This window comes from Affinirhizobium lemnae, from assembly GCF_022968395.1.
Lineage (GTDB): Bacteria > Pseudomonadota > Alphaproteobacteria > Rhizobiales > Rhizobiaceae > Neorhizobium > Neorhizobium lemnae.
In genome coordinates this window covers 12,896-27,904 of the sequence record NZ_JALJQZ010000047.1, presented here as the reverse complement: position 1 = coordinate 27,904, position 15,009 = coordinate 12,896, and the positions used below count along the sequence as shown (strand labels likewise).

The 15,009-nt window shown below is 57.9% G+C and carries 16 protein-coding genes; 11 read left to right on the top strand and 5 right to left on the bottom strand.

Translation table 11 applies throughout. The features are described 5' to 3' along the window. Nucleotides 1-372 (top strand): hypothetical protein (locus MUU53_RS19625; protein WP_247262395.1); only part of this gene is annotated, 372 nt, incomplete at its 5' end. 200 nt (nucleotides 373-572) lie between these two features. Here MUU53_RS19625 and MUU53_RS19620 read toward each other — a convergent pair. The 3 genes from MUU53_RS19620 to secA all read right to left on the bottom strand — a co-directional run bounded on the left by MUU53_RS19620 (nucleotide 573) and on the right by secA (nucleotide 6,187). Next, nucleotides 573-1,841, bottom strand: coding sequence for a GNAT family N-acetyltransferase (locus MUU53_RS19620; protein ID WP_343229126.1), 1,269 nt, complete (start codon nucleotides 1,839-1,841; stop codon nucleotides 573-575). Next, on the bottom strand, nucleotides 1,834-3,255 hold the full coding sequence (locus tag MUU53_RS19615; protein ID WP_247262394.1) for a lipopolysaccharide biosynthesis protein: 1,422 nt from the start codon (nucleotides 3,253-3,255) through the stop codon (nucleotides 1,834-1,836). The genes MUU53_RS19620 and MUU53_RS19615 overlap by 8 nt, the downstream gene beginning before the upstream one ends. 214 nt (nucleotides 3,256-3,469) lie before the next feature. Further along, on the bottom strand, nucleotides 3,470-6,187 hold the full coding sequence (gene secA / locus MUU53_RS19610) for a preprotein translocase subunit SecA (RefSeq protein ID WP_247262393.1): 2,718 nt from the start codon (nucleotides 6,185-6,187) through the stop codon (nucleotides 3,470-3,472). Nucleotides 6,188-6,452: 265 nt separating this feature from the next. On the opposite strand from secA, the gene MUU53_RS19605 reads away from it, so the two are divergent. The 6 genes from MUU53_RS19605 (at nucleotide 6,453) to MUU53_RS23255 (ending at nucleotide 10,555) form a co-directional block, all read left to right on the top strand. Beyond that, complete coding sequence (locus MUU53_RS19605; protein WP_247262396.1) at nucleotides 6,453-7,295, top strand: peptidylprolyl isomerase; 843 nt, start codon at nucleotides 6,453-6,455, stop codon at nucleotides 7,293-7,295. An 81-nt stretch (nucleotides 7,296-7,376) separates the two neighbouring features. After that, nucleotides 7,377-8,618 carry a bifunctional glutamate N-acetyltransferase/amino-acid acetyltransferase ArgJ gene (gene argJ / locus MUU53_RS19600; protein ID WP_247262392.1) on the top strand — a complete coding sequence of 414 codons (1,242 nt, stop codon included), beginning with the start codon at nucleotides 7,377-7,379 and terminating at the stop codon, nucleotides 8,616-8,618. Then, nucleotides 8,599-9,408, top strand: coding sequence for a GNAT family N-acetyltransferase (locus MUU53_RS19595; RefSeq protein ID WP_247262391.1), 810 nt, complete (start codon nucleotides 8,599-8,601; stop codon nucleotides 9,406-9,408). Before argJ ends, MUU53_RS19595 begins: the two co-directional genes overlap by 20 nt. Continuing rightward, nucleotides 9,405-9,818, top strand: a complete 414-nt coding sequence (gene mutT / locus MUU53_RS19590) for an 8-oxo-dGTP diphosphatase MutT (RefSeq protein WP_247262390.1) — start codon at nucleotides 9,405-9,407, stop codon at nucleotides 9,816-9,818. The genes MUU53_RS19595 and mutT overlap by 4 nt, the downstream gene beginning before the upstream one ends. A 137-nt stretch (nucleotides 9,819-9,955) precedes the next feature. Then, nucleotides 9,956-10,297, top strand: coding sequence for a hypothetical protein (locus MUU53_RS19585; RefSeq protein WP_062556009.1), 342 nt, complete (start codon nucleotides 9,956-9,958; stop codon nucleotides 10,295-10,297). Nucleotides 10,298-10,402: 105 nt separating this feature from the next. After that, nucleotides 10,403-10,555 carry a Flp family type IVb pilin gene (locus MUU53_RS23255; RefSeq protein WP_281435203.1) on the top strand — a complete coding sequence of 51 codons (153 nt, stop codon included), beginning with the start codon at nucleotides 10,403-10,405 and terminating at the stop codon, nucleotides 10,553-10,555. 26 nt (nucleotides 10,556-10,581) lie between these two features. Here the strand turns inward: MUU53_RS23255 and MUU53_RS19580 are convergent, their stop codons facing one another. Next, on the bottom strand, nucleotides 10,582-11,448 hold the full coding sequence (locus tag MUU53_RS19580; RefSeq protein ID WP_247262389.1) for a methyltransferase domain-containing protein: 867 nt from the start codon (nucleotides 11,446-11,448) through the stop codon (nucleotides 10,582-10,584). 270 nt (nucleotides 11,449-11,718) lie between these two features. On the opposite strand from MUU53_RS19580, the gene MUU53_RS19575 reads away from it, so the two are divergent. The 4 genes from MUU53_RS19575 to MUU53_RS19560 are packed head-to-tail and all read left to right on the top strand — an operon-like array spanning nucleotide 11,719 to nucleotide 14,028. Next, complete coding sequence (locus MUU53_RS19575) at nucleotides 11,719-12,444, top strand: ComF family protein (protein WP_247262388.1); 726 nt, start codon at nucleotides 11,719-11,721, stop codon at nucleotides 12,442-12,444. 38 nt (nucleotides 12,445-12,482) lie between these two features. Continuing rightward, entirely contained in the window at nucleotides 12,483-12,740 is a 258-nt protein-coding gene (grxC, locus tag MUU53_RS19570; RefSeq protein WP_247262387.1) for a glutaredoxin 3, read from the top strand. Between the two features lie 11 nt (nucleotides 12,741-12,751). Further along, a complete protein-coding gene (locus MUU53_RS19565; protein WP_247262386.1) occupies nucleotides 12,752-13,603 on the top strand; it encodes a carbon-nitrogen hydrolase family protein in 852 nt (283 codons plus the stop codon). Beyond that, a complete protein-coding gene (locus tag MUU53_RS19560; RefSeq protein WP_247262385.1) occupies nucleotides 13,600-14,028 on the top strand; it encodes a DUF1178 family protein in 429 nt (142 codons plus the stop codon). The genes MUU53_RS19565 and MUU53_RS19560 overlap by 4 nt, the downstream gene beginning before the upstream one ends. A 4-nt stretch (nucleotides 14,029-14,032) precedes the next feature. On the opposite strand, the gene ubiG is transcribed toward MUU53_RS19560, so the two are convergent. Further along, entirely contained in the window at nucleotides 14,033-14,782 is a 750-nt protein-coding gene (gene ubiG / locus MUU53_RS19555) for a bifunctional 2-polyprenyl-6-hydroxyphenol methylase/3-demethylubiquinol 3-O-methyltransferase UbiG (RefSeq protein ID WP_247262384.1), read from the bottom strand. Nucleotides 14,783-15,009 lie beyond the last annotated feature (227 nt).

The window sequence follows — 15,009 nt, the reverse complement described above, 5'->3', positions numbered from 1 at the left end:
AAATCAGCTTTGAATCCGATTTGCGCTCTTTTGGGAATCCCAATCCTTAAATCATCACCACGACCTAGAGGCGCTGCTGCGTTGGGTACTCGCCGGGAGACCATCAATGATCTTTTCGACCTGGGGATTGTCCCCACAACGAAGGTTCCGCACCAAAAGATCAGGAGCCATATTCTTGTGGTACGATTAGACGATCTGGAAGCGTTTGGGCGAGAACATGTTTTGCTTGATGTCCTGTCAAAAGAACGGGGTGAAGCCGCACTTGCGGTGCGCAATCGGCTGACCGAGTTGGGGATTCGTCCGGTGTACGAGGCAAGCCCTAAGGCGACGAGAGTCTACCGTCGAAATGAAATCGAGAGCGCAGGCTTTTAAACACTCGCGTTCTTACCTACTCCGTGAAAGCCCGCTTTTTAGCGGGCTTTTTTTGCGCTGTAACACTTGCAGGGAAAGTTGTTGAGGGACGTGGTTCCGAGCCGTTTAGAGTGCACGATTTGGAAATTATTCAATGATTTCAGCAAATCGGCTCCTCTAGGGAAATTCGTTAGGGGCCGCACCACTGGCGATAACTTTTCCTACCCGTCCCGACCGGCAAGTCCGAGGATTTTCTCGCGCAGAATTCGCGCCATGTTTCGCGTGTTTCGATAGAGATGAAGTTGTGCGGCGACCTGGCGCACGTCGCGGTCGCTGTTTTCCCTCAGGCCGATCACCAGACTTCCCATCTCTTCCCGCTCCGTCCAGAAGCGGCTCATGATGGGATGATCAGGCACGGCACAGGAATCGCTACGCTGGATGTTGATGTCGTCCAGATGCCATTCGGTCAATTTCATCATGAGAAGTTTGCCCGGCGAGTAGGCGGCAAAGTTCTCATCATAGGCGGTCTTCCACGTGTAGGCTTCGCCAGCCATGACGAAGACGACGAGTGAGGCAATCGCGCGACCGTTGAGGTTGACCGTATGGATACGGACGGCGTCTGCATCTGATAGGTTTCCGATGGCCTCCCGGGCAAAAGCTGCGCGGAATCGGTCATTGATCAAGGCCGAACGTTTGCGACCCTTCCAGCCCTTGCCTTCCAGCGCCAGAAACTCCTCCGTTCGCCGGCGGATGTCGTCGGGCTGACGGGCAACGTCATAGGTCACGGTTCCCAACCGCTCCAGGTGCCGCCACTGTCTGCGCATTTCCCGCAGATGGTGGGATGAGATTGCTCGGCGCAGATAGAGTTCTGGATCTTCAGTACTCTGCAGGAAAGGGCGCTGGAACGTGTTGGTAATGCTGACCGGCAGATTTCGCGCCACCGCGACCGCGCGCATCAACTGGGCGAAGCGGCCATTGAGACGAAGGTCTGGAAGGACGAGAACGTCAGGTAGGCGCAACTGTTTCTGGCTCAGTGCATCAAGCAGATTGTCGAGGGTTTCTGCAGCGTCTTCCGCGTCAAGCAAAGGTGTTCCCAATGGGCCGAACGGGTTGGCCCATGCCCTGATGATCGAAGCGCCCAGCGAAAAGCCTGGCTTCTCCTGCGAGAAAGGCATCAGCAACCGTATGCGGCTGCGGGTCTCGTTGTCATCGCGAATGAGGGCGAACTGGACCTGGCGGTCTTCCACCCGCGGCATGGCGGGTGCCAGCATGCGGCCGGTAAAGAAGACATTCGGCTCCATGGCGCGGTTAGACAGAAAATCCAGTTCATCCTGTAGATCATAGCCCATGGATGCCGGGTAGATGGACAAAGTCCGTCCCGGTCTGCCGACCGATGCCTTGATCAGAGCTTCGGGAATGGACAGCTTCGGCTTTTGAGGTGAGACGTCCAGATCAAGACGAAAAGGACCGCGGGGCGGAAGCTCAACCATTGGATGCTCCTTCCGTGTTTGGGTTTTTCACCGCGCGGGCGAAGGCGAACAGGATGATCCCGAGCTTTTTGCGAACAGCAATGTGGAGGAGGACTGCCTCCAGCATCATGGCGCTTGCAGTCGCCGAGGCAGCACCGTAGAGGCCGAAACGAGGGACGATGACGATGTTGACCGTGACTGCATAGGCAAGCACCACGGCATAGATGGCGACGCAAAGAGACTGGCGTCCGGCCATATTCAGCAGGACTTCGCCTGGGCCGACGAGTGCCTTTGCAAGAATACCGGCAAACAGGATGGCCATCAGCGGATAGCCGCTGGTGAAGGCGGGGCCGAAAAGACCGAGGAGGATTTCTCCCATCGCCAGAACGGAAAGGCCGACCAACAGAGCCGGCCAGAAGGACCAGCGGGCTGCCTGTGCAGAAAATTGCGCCAGTGATGATTGATCGTGTTCTGCAAGTATGCCGGCAAAGCGCGGTGCCGCCGCCGCCTTGACCGAAAAGTAGACGAACTGCACCAGCGCGATCGTTTTTGCGGCGGCGTAATAGACGGCGACCTGATCCGGCGGCAGGAAGAAGCCGACGACGACGACATCCGCATTGGTCAACAGGAAGCCGATGCCATCGACGAGGAACAATGGCAGCGAGAAGCGGAACCAAGGCATCAGCGCAAACGAAAGGGCGCCTCTGCCAAGCTGGCGACGCAGGCGGTAGGTCATCCGGATGAACTGGAACAATGTGGTGATGTAGGTCGCAGCAAGGGCGGCCTCCATCGCCGTTCGGGCGGACTGCGGCTGACCGCTCCATACGGCCACAAGCATGAGAAACAGGATCAGCAACGGACGTATGATATAGGTGGGGCTGAGTGCCGTGACGGCCCAACCGTTTGCGCGGGCCGTTCCGTCCAGCACGTCACCCAGCGCGATCATTGGCAGCGTGAACAGACCCAGGAAGACCGGTATCAACCAGTAATCCGGTACGAAACTGTCGAATACTGTCATGAATACGAGGCCGGATACGGCAAGCGTCGTGGCCGAAAGCATGGCGACGATGCGTGCCGTCCAGTTCAGGCCGCGCACCAGTTCGCTTTCGCCGCGGTTCTGATGCTGTGGCAGGAAGCGGATGACGGCCGTATGAAAGCCAAGGCAGGACAGATTGCCGAAGACGACGACCAGAACCCAGACGAAGGCGAAAATACCGTATTCGAATTCGCCCATCAGGCGGGCCAGAATGATCTGGGAGAGGAAGGCGATCGCTGCGCTGATGATGCGGATGGCAAAGGCAATCAGCGCCATACGCTGGGCGCGCGCTGTTTCACTATCGTCACGCAGTATCGGTTCCAGCCGACGCAGCAAAGGCGTCAGCCGGTTCTTCAGGCCAAGCGGCAAAAGCCGCTCTGCTGTTTCGATCACTGTCATGAAAAACGCAATACTCTTGGCACAGCAATTACATATGCCAATTCTGCGCTGTGCACGGTTAAGGAAGCGTGATCCTGTTTCGTAAAAACACACCTATCGTGACACATCTTTCGTCTGCATCACCCTTGCAGGCGTTACTTCAGGCCGCGCCATGCAAAAAGGCCCCGGAAACCGGAGCCTTTCAGGTGTTGCTAATTCGATTTTGTTTGGTATGTCAGGCCTGCTCGAACGCGCCATGGCAATGCTTGTATTTCTTGCCGGAACCGCAAGGGCACAGCTCGTTGCGGCCAACGCGTCCCCAGGTCTGTGGGTCGTTAGGATCACGGTCTTCCGGAGCTGCGACAGCCATGAAGCCGCCACCGTTCTGGCCAAACTCGTCCTCACCGGTCGTCGCGTCGAGATGATGAACCTGCATGACCGGCGGAGGCTGTGGCGCCTCCGGTTCGTCACGCATCAGTTCAACACGCATCAGTTGCGCCGTCACACCCTCGCGCAAGTTCGCCAGGAGCGCCTGGAAGAGTTCGAAGGCTTCCGCCTTGTATTCCTGCAAGGGGTCACGCTGGGCGTAGCCGCGGAAGCCGACGACAGACCGCAGATGGTCCAGATTGACGATATGCTCGCGCCACAGATGATCCAGCGTCTGAAGAAGAACGGACCGCTCGACATAGGTCATGATTTCCGCGCCGAAACGCTCGGCACGATCTTTGGCCGCAGCGTCCGCAGCCGCTGTGATGCGTTCGCGGATATCGTCTTCCGCGATACCTTCTTCCAGTACCCAGTCCTGAATCGGCAGATCGAGGTTCAGCTGTTGCAGAACCGCTCCCTTCAAGCCGACCGCATCCCACTGCTCGGCATAGGCCCGCTCTGGAATATGCTTGGTGACCAGGATCTCGATCACTTCATGACGCATGTCGGTGACGGTTTCCGTGAGGTCCGTCGCGTCCATCAGTTCGATACGCTGTTCGAAGATCACCTTGCGCTGATCATTCGTTACGTCATCGTACTTCAGCAAGTTCTTGCGAGTATCGAAGTTGCGGGCTTCGACCTTCTTCTGCGCACGTTCCAGAGCCTTGTTGATCCACGGATGGACGATGGCTTCGCCGTCCTTGAGGCCCAGCTTCTGAAGCATGCTATCCATGCGATCCGAGCCGAAGATACGCATCAGGTCATCCTGAAGCGACAGATAGAACTTCGAACGACCCGGGTCGCCCTGACGACCGGAGCGGCCGCGCAGCTGGTTGTCGATACGCCGGCTTTCATGGCGCTCGGTTGCCAGGACGTAGAGCCCGCCCGCCGCGAGTGCCTTTTCCTTCAACTGCTTGACCTCGGCGCGGATGGCCGCTTCCTTCGCGTCGCGCTCCGGACCCGGCTCCATGCCGTCCAGTTCGCGCTCAAGGCGCATGTCGATATTGCCGCCAAGCTGGATGTCGGTACCGCGACCGGCCATGTTGGTGGCGATCGTGACAGCGCCGGGAACGCCAGCCTGACTGACGATGTAGGCTTCCTGCTCGTGATAGCGGGCGTTCAGGACGTTGAACTTCTCAAAGCCCGCCTGCTTGAGCATGGCCGCCAGAAGTTCCGACTTTTCGATGGAAGTCGTGCCCACCAGAACCGGCTGGCCCTTTTCGTGGGCAGCCTTGATCTCTTCGATGATCGCCTTGAACTTCTCTTCCGCGGTCCGGTAGACCTCGTCGCTTTCATCGATACGCTGGATCGGGAGGTTGGTCGGAACTTCCACGACATCCAGGCCATAGATGTTGGAAAACTCTTCCGCTTCTGTTGCAGCCGTACCGGTCATGCCGGCCAGCTTTTCATACATGCGGAAGTAGTTCTGGAAGGTAATGGATGCCAGGGTCTGGTTTTCCGGCTGGATCTGCACCTTTTCCTTGGCTTCGAGCGCCTGATGCTGGCCTTCGGAATAACGGCGACCCGGCATCATGCGGCCGGTGAATTCGTCGATGATGACGATCTCGTCGTTGCGGACGATGTAATCCTTGTCGCGCTGGAAGAGCTTGTGTGCCTTCAGCGCATTGTTGATGTGGTGAACGATTGCAACGTTCTCGACGTCGTAGAGCGATTCACCCTTCAGAAGGCCCGCTTGACGCAGCAGGTTCTCGAGTTTTTCCGTGCCGACTTCGGAGAAATTGGCGGACCGCTGCTTTTCGTCGATCTCGTAATCTTCCGGTGTCAGGGCCGGGATGAAGCTGTCGATCGTGTTGTAGAGTTCGGAGCGGTCGTCCAGCGGACCGGAAATGATGAGCGGCGTGCGCGCTTCATCCACGAGGATCGAGTCCACTTCGTCGACGATCGCGAAGTAGTGGCCGCGCTGAACCATCTGGCCGCGATCATACTTCATGTTGTCGCGCAGATAATCGAAACCGAGTTCGTTGTTCGTCGCGTAGGTAATGTCGCAGGCGTAGGCCGCGCGGCGCTGGTCGTCATCGAGACCGTGGACGATAACGCCCGTCGTCAATCCCAGGAAGCCGTAGAGGCGGCTCATGATGCCCGCGTCGCGGCTTGCGAGATAGTCGTTGACGGTCACGACGTGGACACCACGGCCTGTCAGCGCATTCAGATAGACCGGCAGGGTCGCGACAAGCGTCTTGCCTTCGCCGGTCTTCATTTCTGCGATTGCGCCCTGGTTCAGGATCATGCCACCGGTCAGCTGCACGTCGAACGGACGCATGCCGAGCACACGGCGCGCTGCTTCGCGCACCACAGCGAAAGCGGGCACAAGAATGTCTTCGACCGTCTTGCCGTTTGCCAGCTCCTGCCGGAACTCAACCGACTTCGCTGCAAGCTGCTCGTCGGTCAGCGCCTTCATCTTCTCTTCAAGGGCGCTGATGGCTTCCACGCTCGAACGATAGCCACGCACGCGGCGATCGTTGGCGGAGCCGAAAAATTTGCGTGCAATCGCACCAAGGCTGACCATGCACATGGTCCTTTCTGAATCGATTTGGCATCAGGCTGCCGAGCGCTCCTGGTTACCGCTTCAGCCAGTGAAATTTTCACAGACAAATTACAGTACCCGCCCGGAAACTGTTCTAGACGCGAAGTAGCGTGACAGATAAGAGGGGGGTTGAATGATGTCAACGGTTCTGGCCGATACAGAATGGCCACAATCCGGTGTTTCTGAAGGTGCCATGGCCGGAATCGGGCAGACTGAAACCGGTGCTTTACTTGAAAGGTCCTACCTTATGTTTCGCTCCAAATTCGTCGCAGCGGCGACCCTGGCCGCAGCGTTCACGTTCCACTCGCCTCTCGCTGCGCAGGACAACCCTGTCGTTGCGAAAGTGGGTTCGGTGGAAATTCGCAAGTCCGACCTCGATACGGCGATCGCAAATCTGAGCGCCCAGTATCAGCAGCTGCCGGATGAACAGAAGACCGTTGCGGCGCTTTCGCAGGTCATCGATATCAAGCTGGTGGCCAAGAAGGCTGAAGATGCCGGCATTCAGAATAGCGATGATTTCAAGCAGCGCATGGTGTTCCTCAAGGAACGCGAACTGCACAATGCCTATCTGCGCGATCAGTTCGACAAGCTGAAGCCGGAAGAGGTCAAGGCACGCTACGACAAGGAAATCGCAGCGATGCCGAAGGAAGAAGAAGTTCACGCACGCCATATCCTGGTAAAGACCGAAGACGAAGCCAAGGACATCATCAAGCAGCTTGATGCCGGCAAGGACTTCATCGAACTGGCCAAAGCCAAGTCGGAAGATTCCAGCAAGTCCGACGGTGGCGATCTTGGCTACTTCACCAAGGGCCGCATGGTTCCTGAATTCGAAGAGGCAGCCTTCTCGCTTGCGAAGGGAAGCTACACCAAGACCCCGGTGAAGTCGCAGTTCGGCTATCACGTCATCAAGGTCGAGGATAAGCGCAACGCCCAGCCGCCAGCCTTCGACCAGGTCGAGCCGCAGGTTCGCCAGATCGTGATGCAGGAAAAGTATTCGTCCATCATCGATGAGGCCAAGAAGGCCCAGAAGGTGGAAATCGTGGACGAAAATCTGCGCAAGGGCTATGACGAACTGACCAAGAGCGAGTAATAGCTCTTAACAAGCCTGCACCGGCCCGCTTTGGCGGGCCTTTTCTTGTCCGGAAGCCAATCTTTGTCTGGAAACTGAGCCATGTCGTCAGCTGTTTCTCCCCTCGCTCCCAAAACCTATCCAGAGATGCCGACTGTGCGCGGCGTGCGGATGGCAACAGCCGCCGCTGGTATCAAGTACAAGAACAGGACCGATGTTCTGCTGATGGTATTCGATGAGCCCGCTTCTGTTGCGGGTGTGTTTACCCGGTCGAAATGCCCGTCCGCTCCGGTTGATTTCTGCCGCGCGAACCTGCCCCATGGCGTAGCGCGCGCTGTCGTCGTCAATTCCGGCAATGCCAATGCCTTCACGGGCGTGAAGGGCAAGGCCGCGACCGAGCTGACGGCAGACTCAGCCTCAAAGGCGGTGGGTTGCCAGACGAACGAGGTCTACCTGGCTTCGACCGGCGTTATCGGCGAACCTCTGGATGCCACGAAATTCGCCGGTGTGCTGGGTGACATGCATGGATCTGCTGTCGGTGACTTCTGGCTGGAAGCGGCCAAAGCCATCATGACCACCGATACCTATCCGAAGGTTGCCACGCGCACTGCCGAGATCGACGGCGTTCCGGTCGTGATCAACGGTATTGCTAAGGGCGCCGGAATGATTGCGCCGGATATGGCGACGATGCTGTCTTTCGTCGTGACCGATGCGGATATTGCGCCCGCTGCCCTTCAGGCACTCTTGTCCAAGGGCGTTGGCCCCACATTCAATTCCGTGACCGTCGATAGCGACACCTCCACATCCGATACGCTTCTTCTGTTTGCAACAGGCAAGGCGGGTGAAGACGGCCAGAAGAGGGTCGAGAAGGCGGATGATCCGCGCCTCGTTTCCTTCCGCCATGCGCTGAACGACCTCCTCAAGGATCTGGCGCTTCAGGTCGTGCGCGATGGCGAGGGTGCCCGCAAGATGGTGGCCGTCACGGTGACCGGTGCCGAGAGTGATTCGGCTGCAAAGCGTATCGCCCTGTCCATCGCGAACTCCCCTCTGGTCAAGACCGCGGTGGCCGGTGAGGACGCCAACTGGGGCCGCGTCGTGATGGCTGTCGGCAAGTCCGGAGAAATGGCGGACCGTGATCGGCTGGCGATCTGGTTCGGCGATATCCGGGTGGCTGTCAACGGTGAGCGCGATCCGGACTATTCCGAAGCCGCGACGACTGCCGTTATGCAGCAGGAAGACATATCGATCCGCGCCGATATCGGTCTCGGAAATGGTACGGCGACTGTCTGGACCTGTGACCTGACCAAGGAATATGTCGCGATCAATGGCGATTACCGGAGCTGATCGATTGATGCAGGCGACATCCTTCCACGGCAACCTGCCGCTCGTGCGCCGTCTGGAAGCCGTGGGCTTCCGGGCCTGGCCAGCGGCATCCGTGGTCTATGATGGCAGCTGGCAGGTGCGTCTGACTGGCGGACATCCCTCCAAACGGCTCAACTGTGTCGTGCCGCTCGACCCGTCGGACTATCATGATGCCGAAGTGCGGATCGAAAAGGCTCGCAAGCGCTTCGAGCACTATGGCCGTCCGCTGGTGGTTCGCGAAACGCCATTGGCACCCCAGCCTTTGCTGGGACGGTTGGCGCAATCCGGCTGGGAACCGTTCGAGACCGTGCAGGTGATGACGGCTGATCTGACTGTCCTGGAGCTGCCGGATACGCTCGACCATATCCCGAGCCATGATGTAGGCCGCTTCATCGACGTCCTTCTTGCCGTTCAGGGGGATGATCTCTCTCTGAAGCCTGCACTCGCCGAGATCCTGACCGCGATCCGTCCTGCGACGGGGTTCTTCACCTCCGAGCATGCAACGGATGGCCCTCTGGCGGCTGCACTTTGTGTGCAGGACAATGATCTTGCGGGCATCCTTTCCTTTGCCGTGCTCGAAGGGCGCCGTCGTCAGGGGATCGGTACCGAAATCTTGTCGGCTGCGCTGCGGTGGGCGCGTATCAGTGGTGCCAGAAGCAGTTGGCTCCAGGTCAATGCCGATAACGCTGCGGCTCTCGCGCTGTACCGCAAGTTGGGCTTCCGCAATGCCTATCATTACCGTTACTGGCGACAGAAGGATTCGACTGTATGAGCTCTCCAGGTCGCCGTCTGCTCCTGGTTGCTGCCTGCGCCCTTGTGGATGCGGACGGCCGCATCCTTCTGGCGCAAAGGCCGGAAGGAAAGAACCTTGCGGGTCTCTGGGAGTTTCCCGGCGGCAAGGTCGAGCCGGGCGAGACGCCGGAGGAAACGCTCGTGCGCGAACTTCACGAGGAACTTGGTATTACCACCAAAGTGCCGTGCCTGGCGCCGCTAACCTTTGCCAGCCACACCTACGAGGATTTCCACTTGCTGATGCCGCTGTATGTCTGTCGGCGGTTTGAAGGAATTCCCGTTGGCAAAGAAGGACAGGCCATCAAATGGGTGCGTTCGGCCAATCTTCGCGACTACCCCATGCCGCCCGCAGATGAGCCGCTCATTCCTTTTCTGCAGGATCTTCTTTGAACCGAAAAGAGATATGACAGGGGTTCAGTTATCCACAGACATGGTACGCTCACGCATAAGATCAGTCGCGCGTTAACAGATCCTTTAAGGGATCGATACAAGATAAGGCGCTATTGAACTAAATTGACGAGGCTCCGATGGATGACGAATTCTGGAAGACAGTCCGTGCTCAGCAGCGGGCTTCGATCAGATCGGGCAGAACCGGTAGAACCGGCGTTCTGAATATCGCACTCTTATTTGGTACGGCTGCCATCGCCCTGTCGCTCATCGTGACACCCATGCTTGCCAATCGGCAGGACAGCAAACGACTGGCGAACGTTCAGCAGGATTTCGATCTGATTACGACCGGATCGGTAAAGCCAGCGGACAAGCCCGCAGACCGTGGGGTCAAACATTATACCATCCGCAAGAGCGTTTTGCAGGATACGCCTGGCTCCGTCTGCATCGTTCAAGGTTACGGCGCGTCCACTCCCTGTTAACTGCCCGCGATTAAGATCGTAGCGCAAGCGGCTGCAAATGGTATAATCCCAAGATTGTAAAATACAATCGATGCGGTAGCAACGGAGATTAGATTGTTCTGGATTATGAGATATCTCCGTCATGCTGAAGGTGCGACAGCCGTCGAATATGGGCTTCTCGCTGGTATCATCGGAGGAGCTCTCATTCTAGGGATCGGCGCCTTTTCAGACAATCTCAGCGCAATGTTTACAACGATCAATGATCTCATCAAAGGTTGACGAGTCGTCGACCGGGATTTTCCAGCCTATTTCGGTTTCAGTGCGTCGGCGAGGCGCATTTTGGCGGAGCCGGGTTTAAGCGGTTTCTGCTGGCTTTCATGCGGCGCCCATCCAGACGCATAAACGATGGAGAACGTCGCGCGTATACGATCGTCCGCATCGGAAAACCGCTCCGCATAGATTTGCGCGGCTCGCATGAAGAACTGGCGTGAGACAGGTTTGCGGCTGCGTCCGCTCAACGGATTCGTCATGCCCATGGCACGCAGGTCGCGCATGAGATCGAAGATCGTGTCGTAACGAACAGTGTAGTTTTCCGCGTCGATCACCGGAAGCGCGAAGCCCGCCCGCTGCAACAGTCCGCCAATATCGCGCACATCCGCAAAGGGAATGACGCGTGGGCTGGCTCCTGCATAGATTTCCGCCTCTGCGGCCAGCAATACCTCGCGCAATTCCTGCAAGGTTCCCGCACCGGGGATTGCTGCCAGAAGCAGGCCGTCGGGCTTTAGGGCGCGGCGCATGCGGATGAGCATGCCTGGCGTATCATTGGTGACATGAAGCGCGAGGGGCGAGAGAATGAGATTGACCGACTGATCCTCAAGCGGCACCTCTTCAAGACCTGCAGGCTCGATTGTACGCCCCGATGTGGCAAACACGCTACCGGTCTCTATCCTACTCAGCTTTCCAATGCGTCCCGTTGCCATGGCACGCGCCGCAGCAAGACCTGTGGCGCCGTGCAGTTCCACGGCGTCGTCAAACTGACGCTCAACCACGGACAGTCTTTCCGCCAGTTCTTGCGCCACGATGTTCAGCAGGAAGTCACTGCCGGGCTGTAACATGCGTGCGGCGCGTTCCCGTCGCGCGGTGACCAGATCCAGATCGAAGAGAATGTCCATGATGATACTTACCGATAATGTCGAAGGTCCGCGCGGCATGCGTCTTCTATCGCGTTGGGGTTCAGCATGATAGATAGCGTCTTCATTTGAATTCGTTTGTCTTTTCTATCAATGCCGTTTGAGTGTCTCTCCAAAGCACGTCCAGTCAAAGTGCGTCAGCGGTTTTACGTCCGGACTGCATAAAACAATTCGATAGAGCATTTCTGGAGATCTGTTCATATGGGGCTTGTTTTGCCCGGACACGACAGGAATTTTGTAAAACGATGGGCGATGCTTCTGGTTCGCCCCATTCTCGATACCATCTATCCGCCAGCCTGTGCTGCCTGCGGTATCCGGACCAGGCGACATTATGCGCTGTGCCCCAATTGCTGGCGCGACATGCGTTTCATCGAACGTCCCTATTGCGAAGTGCTTGGCATTCCATTCCGACGGGATCAGGGAGAGGGCATAGTGTCAGCGCAGGCCATTGCCGAACCGCCGCCCTTTGATCGCCTCAGAAGCGTGGCGTTACATGAAGGCCCGGCGCGAGGTCTCGTCCATTCTCTCAAGTACAAGGACAGGACGGAACTCGCCCCCATGCTGGCCGCCTGGATGGCGCGTGCTGCTCACAGCGAATTACAGGCCTGCGACATCATCATTCCGGTTCCCTTGCACTGGACGCGGCTCTTCTCGCGCCGGTTCAACCAGGCGGAGGAACTCTGTCGTCATCTGGCGCGCCTTTCCGATCGTCCCATGATGGCGGCATCCCTCATCCGGCGAAAGCGGACCCGCCGCCAGGTCGGCCTCACAGCGTCCGGTCGCGAGGAAAATCTCCGCGCCGCGTTCAGGATGGCGAAGGGCCATGAAAACGATGTCTTTGGAAAACGCGTCGTGCTGGTGGATGACGTCTATACAACGGGTGCGACAATTTCCGCGGCATCGCGGGTTTTGCGGCGCGCAGGTGCAGTCGATATCACGGTTTTGAGCTTTGCAATGGCTGTTCCTGAGCCTATATGACAGTCAATAGGGACGTGCTCGATAAGGGGATTGAGGATATGGCCGAAGTTGTCATCTATACGCGCCAGATGTGCGGCTACTGCGCGCGGGCGAAGTCGCTTCTCCAGTCGAAGGGCGTCGATTTTGTCGAGCATGACGCTACATTCTCCCAGGAATTGCGCCAGGAGATGATCAGCAAGGCCAATGGCCGGACGACCTTTCCGCAGATTTTCATCAATGGTCAGCATGTTGGCGGTTGCGACGACATCCACGCGCTGGATCGCGATGGCAAGCTGGATCCGCTTCTGGCGGCGTGAGGTTGAATGACATGGCAAAGCTTGCTGTGGTTCAGATGTGCTCCGGGGTTGATGTCGGTCGAAATGCCAACGCCATGGAGCGGCTTGTTCGTCAGGCGGTTGACCAGGGTGCCGTCTACATCCAGACACCGGAAATGACCGGAGCGCTGCAACGCGATCGTGCTGCCTTGCGCGCCAGCCTTGGCGATGAGGAAAGTGATCTCATAATTTCGCGTGCGCGGTCGCTGGCAAAGGAGTTGGGCGTCTATGTTCATGTCGGTTCGACGGCTATCGGCCGCCCCGACGGCAAGATCGCCAATCGTGGTTTTCTGGCAGCACCGGATGGGTCCAAAGTCTGCGCCTATGACAAGATCCATATGTTCGATGTCGATCTGGACAATGGTGAAAGCTGGCGGGAAAGCTCTGCCTATGAGGCGGGCGAGGCGGCGCGCGTCGCATCACTTCCCTTTGGAAAGCTTGGTTTCGCAATCTGCTATGACGTGCGCTTTCCGCAATTGTTCCGCACCGAAGCCTTGGCCGGTGCCGAAATTCTGACTGTTCCCGCTGCTTTCACCCGCCAGACGGGGGAGGCGCATTGGGAAATTCTCCTGCGCGCCCGCGCGATCGAAAACGGCGCCTTTCTGCTGGCCGCTGCCCAGGGCGGCAAGCATGAAGACGGTCGCGAAACCTATGGCCATTCGATGATCATCGATCCGTGGGGGCGCGTGCTGGCCGAAGCGCCCGGCGAAGGAGAAGCGGTTCTGGTTGCGGATGTGGATGTGGGTGAGGTGGCTGCAGCACGGCGCAAGATTCCCAACCTACGCAATGCAAGAGACTTTTCGCTCGAGGAGGTAGGTCTCACGGCGGAGAGGATCGCAGTGTGATCCGTTACACCCTTGTCTGCGACAACGCCCACTCCTTCGAGGGTTGGTTTTCGTCGAGTTCCGATTTTGATCAGCAGGTGGAAAGTGGTTTTCTAACGTGCCCGGTCTGCAACTCCGCGTCCGTCTCCAAGGCGTTGATGGCTCCGTCTGTTTCCACGGCCCGCAAACAGGAACAACGGCAGCAGGTTGCCATGGATATTGCCCGGCAGGAGGCGATTGCGAAGCTGCGCGAGGCGGTTCAGACCATTCGCTCCTCCGCTGAAGATGTGGGCGAGCGGTTTCCCGAAGAGGCGCGGAAAATCCATTACGGCGAGACGGAGCAGCGCGGTATCATCGGACAGGCGAGCCTGAACGAGGTGCGCGAGCTCATCGACGAGGGGATCGAGGTCGCGCCGCTTCCGGTGCTGCCGGAGGATGCCAACTGATCCGTCAGGCAGAAGGCGGCCGCTTGGTGAGCAGCATATAGTTCACATCCATGTCCCTCGATAAATTCCAACGGTCCTGAAGAACATTGTAGAACACGCCGGTGCGATGAATGACATCCATGCCGCTGGCGGTAAGGGGACGTTCGATTTCTTCCGGTTTCACCAGCTTGTCGTAGGAATGTGTACCCTTGGGCAGCCAGCGGAGGATGTTTTCCGCGGCGAAGATCGCCAGCGCATTGGCCTTGAAGGTGCGGTTGATGGTGGCGATGAACATCAGTCCGCCTGGACGCACCATGGAAGCGCAGGTGCTGATGAACAGATTCACATCTGCAACGTGCTCGACGACTTCCATGTTGAGCACGACATCGAAGCTTTCACCCGCTTCGGCAAGCTGCTCGGCGGTTACCGCACGGTAATCGACGGAAACCCCGCTTTCGGCTGCATGCGTCTGGGCGATCCGGACGTTTTTCTCCGAAGGATCTGCTCCGACGACGGTCGCGCCCATCCGGGCCATCGGCTCTGACAGAAGACCGCCGCCGCAACCGATATCCAGAAAGCGAAGACCTTCGAAGGGTCGGCTGCTTTTGGGATCGCGGCCAAAGTTTTCGCAGACCTGGTCACGAATATAGCTCAGCCGAACCGGATTGAACTTGTGGAGCGGCTTGAACTTGCCGGTGGGATTCCACCATTCTGCCGCCATGGCGGAGAAACGATCCACTTCACCTTGATCAATTGTGGTCGCGGTATCGGACATTGTTCGGCTCCTTGATCCTTGATTGTACGTCAAGTCGGTTGGAGCGGCTCACTTGTCAAGCCTGCCGTCTTGTCGCAGAGGCTAATCGGGCACATCTCTTGGCGATGGGGTGGACCCGTTTCGATTCTCTTCTGTCATCGAGCGACTTAAAAAAACCAAATTCGACATGGTTCTGTGAGCGCAGAAGGGACGTTGAACAAGCGAAAACAAGATTTCCCGAGGAGGAA

What these genes read in the sequence shown, in the direction of transcription:
- MUU53_RS19585 (WP_062556009.1), top strand. Translation starts at nt 9,956, where the DNA reads ATGGATGACGAATTCTGGAAGACAGTCCGTGCTCAGCAGCGGGCTTCG.
- MUU53_RS19615 (WP_247262394.1), bottom strand. Translation starts at nt 3,255, where the DNA reads ATGACAGTGATCGAAACAGCAGAGCGGCTTTTGCCGCTTGGCCTGAAG.
- MUU53_RS19620 (WP_343229126.1), bottom strand. Translation starts at nt 1,841, where the DNA reads ATGGTTGAGCTTCCGCCCCGCGGTCCTTTTCGTCTTGATCTGGACGTC.
- MUU53_RS23255 (WP_281435203.1), top strand. Translation starts at nt 10,403, where the DNA reads ATGAGATATCTCCGTCATGCTGAAGGTGCGACAGCCGTCGAATATGGG.
- grxC (WP_247262387.1), top strand. Translation starts at nt 12,483, where the DNA reads ATGGCCGAAGTTGTCATCTATACGCGCCAGATGTGCGGCTACTGCGCG.
- MUU53_RS19605 (WP_247262396.1), top strand. Translation starts at nt 6,453, where the DNA reads ATGTTTCGCTCCAAATTCGTCGCAGCGGCGACCCTGGCCGCAGCGTTC.
- ubiG (WP_247262384.1), bottom strand. Translation starts at nt 14,782, where the DNA reads ATGTCCGATACCGCGACCACAATTGATCAAGGTGAAGTGGATCGTTTC.
- MUU53_RS19565 (WP_247262386.1), top strand. Translation starts at nt 12,752, where the DNA reads ATGGCAAAGCTTGCTGTGGTTCAGATGTGCTCCGGGGTTGATGTCGGT.
- mutT (WP_247262390.1), top strand. Translation starts at nt 9,405, where the DNA reads ATGAGCTCTCCAGGTCGCCGTCTGCTCCTGGTTGCTGCCTGCGCCCTT.
- argJ (WP_247262392.1), top strand. Translation starts at nt 7,377, where the DNA reads ATGTCGTCAGCTGTTTCTCCCCTCGCTCCCAAAACCTATCCAGAGATG.
- MUU53_RS19580 (WP_247262389.1), bottom strand. Translation starts at nt 11,448, where the DNA reads ATGGACATTCTCTTCGATCTGGATCTGGTCACCGCGCGACGGGAACGC.
- MUU53_RS19575 (WP_247262388.1), top strand. Translation starts at nt 11,719, where the DNA reads ATGCTTCTGGTTCGCCCCATTCTCGATACCATCTATCCGCCAGCCTGT.
- MUU53_RS19595 (WP_247262391.1), top strand. Translation starts at nt 8,599, where the DNA reads ATGGCGATTACCGGAGCTGATCGATTGATGCAGGCGACATCCTTCCAC.
- secA (WP_247262393.1), bottom strand. Translation starts at nt 6,187, where the DNA reads ATGGTCAGCCTTGGTGCGATTGCACGCAAATTTTTCGGCTCCGCCAAC.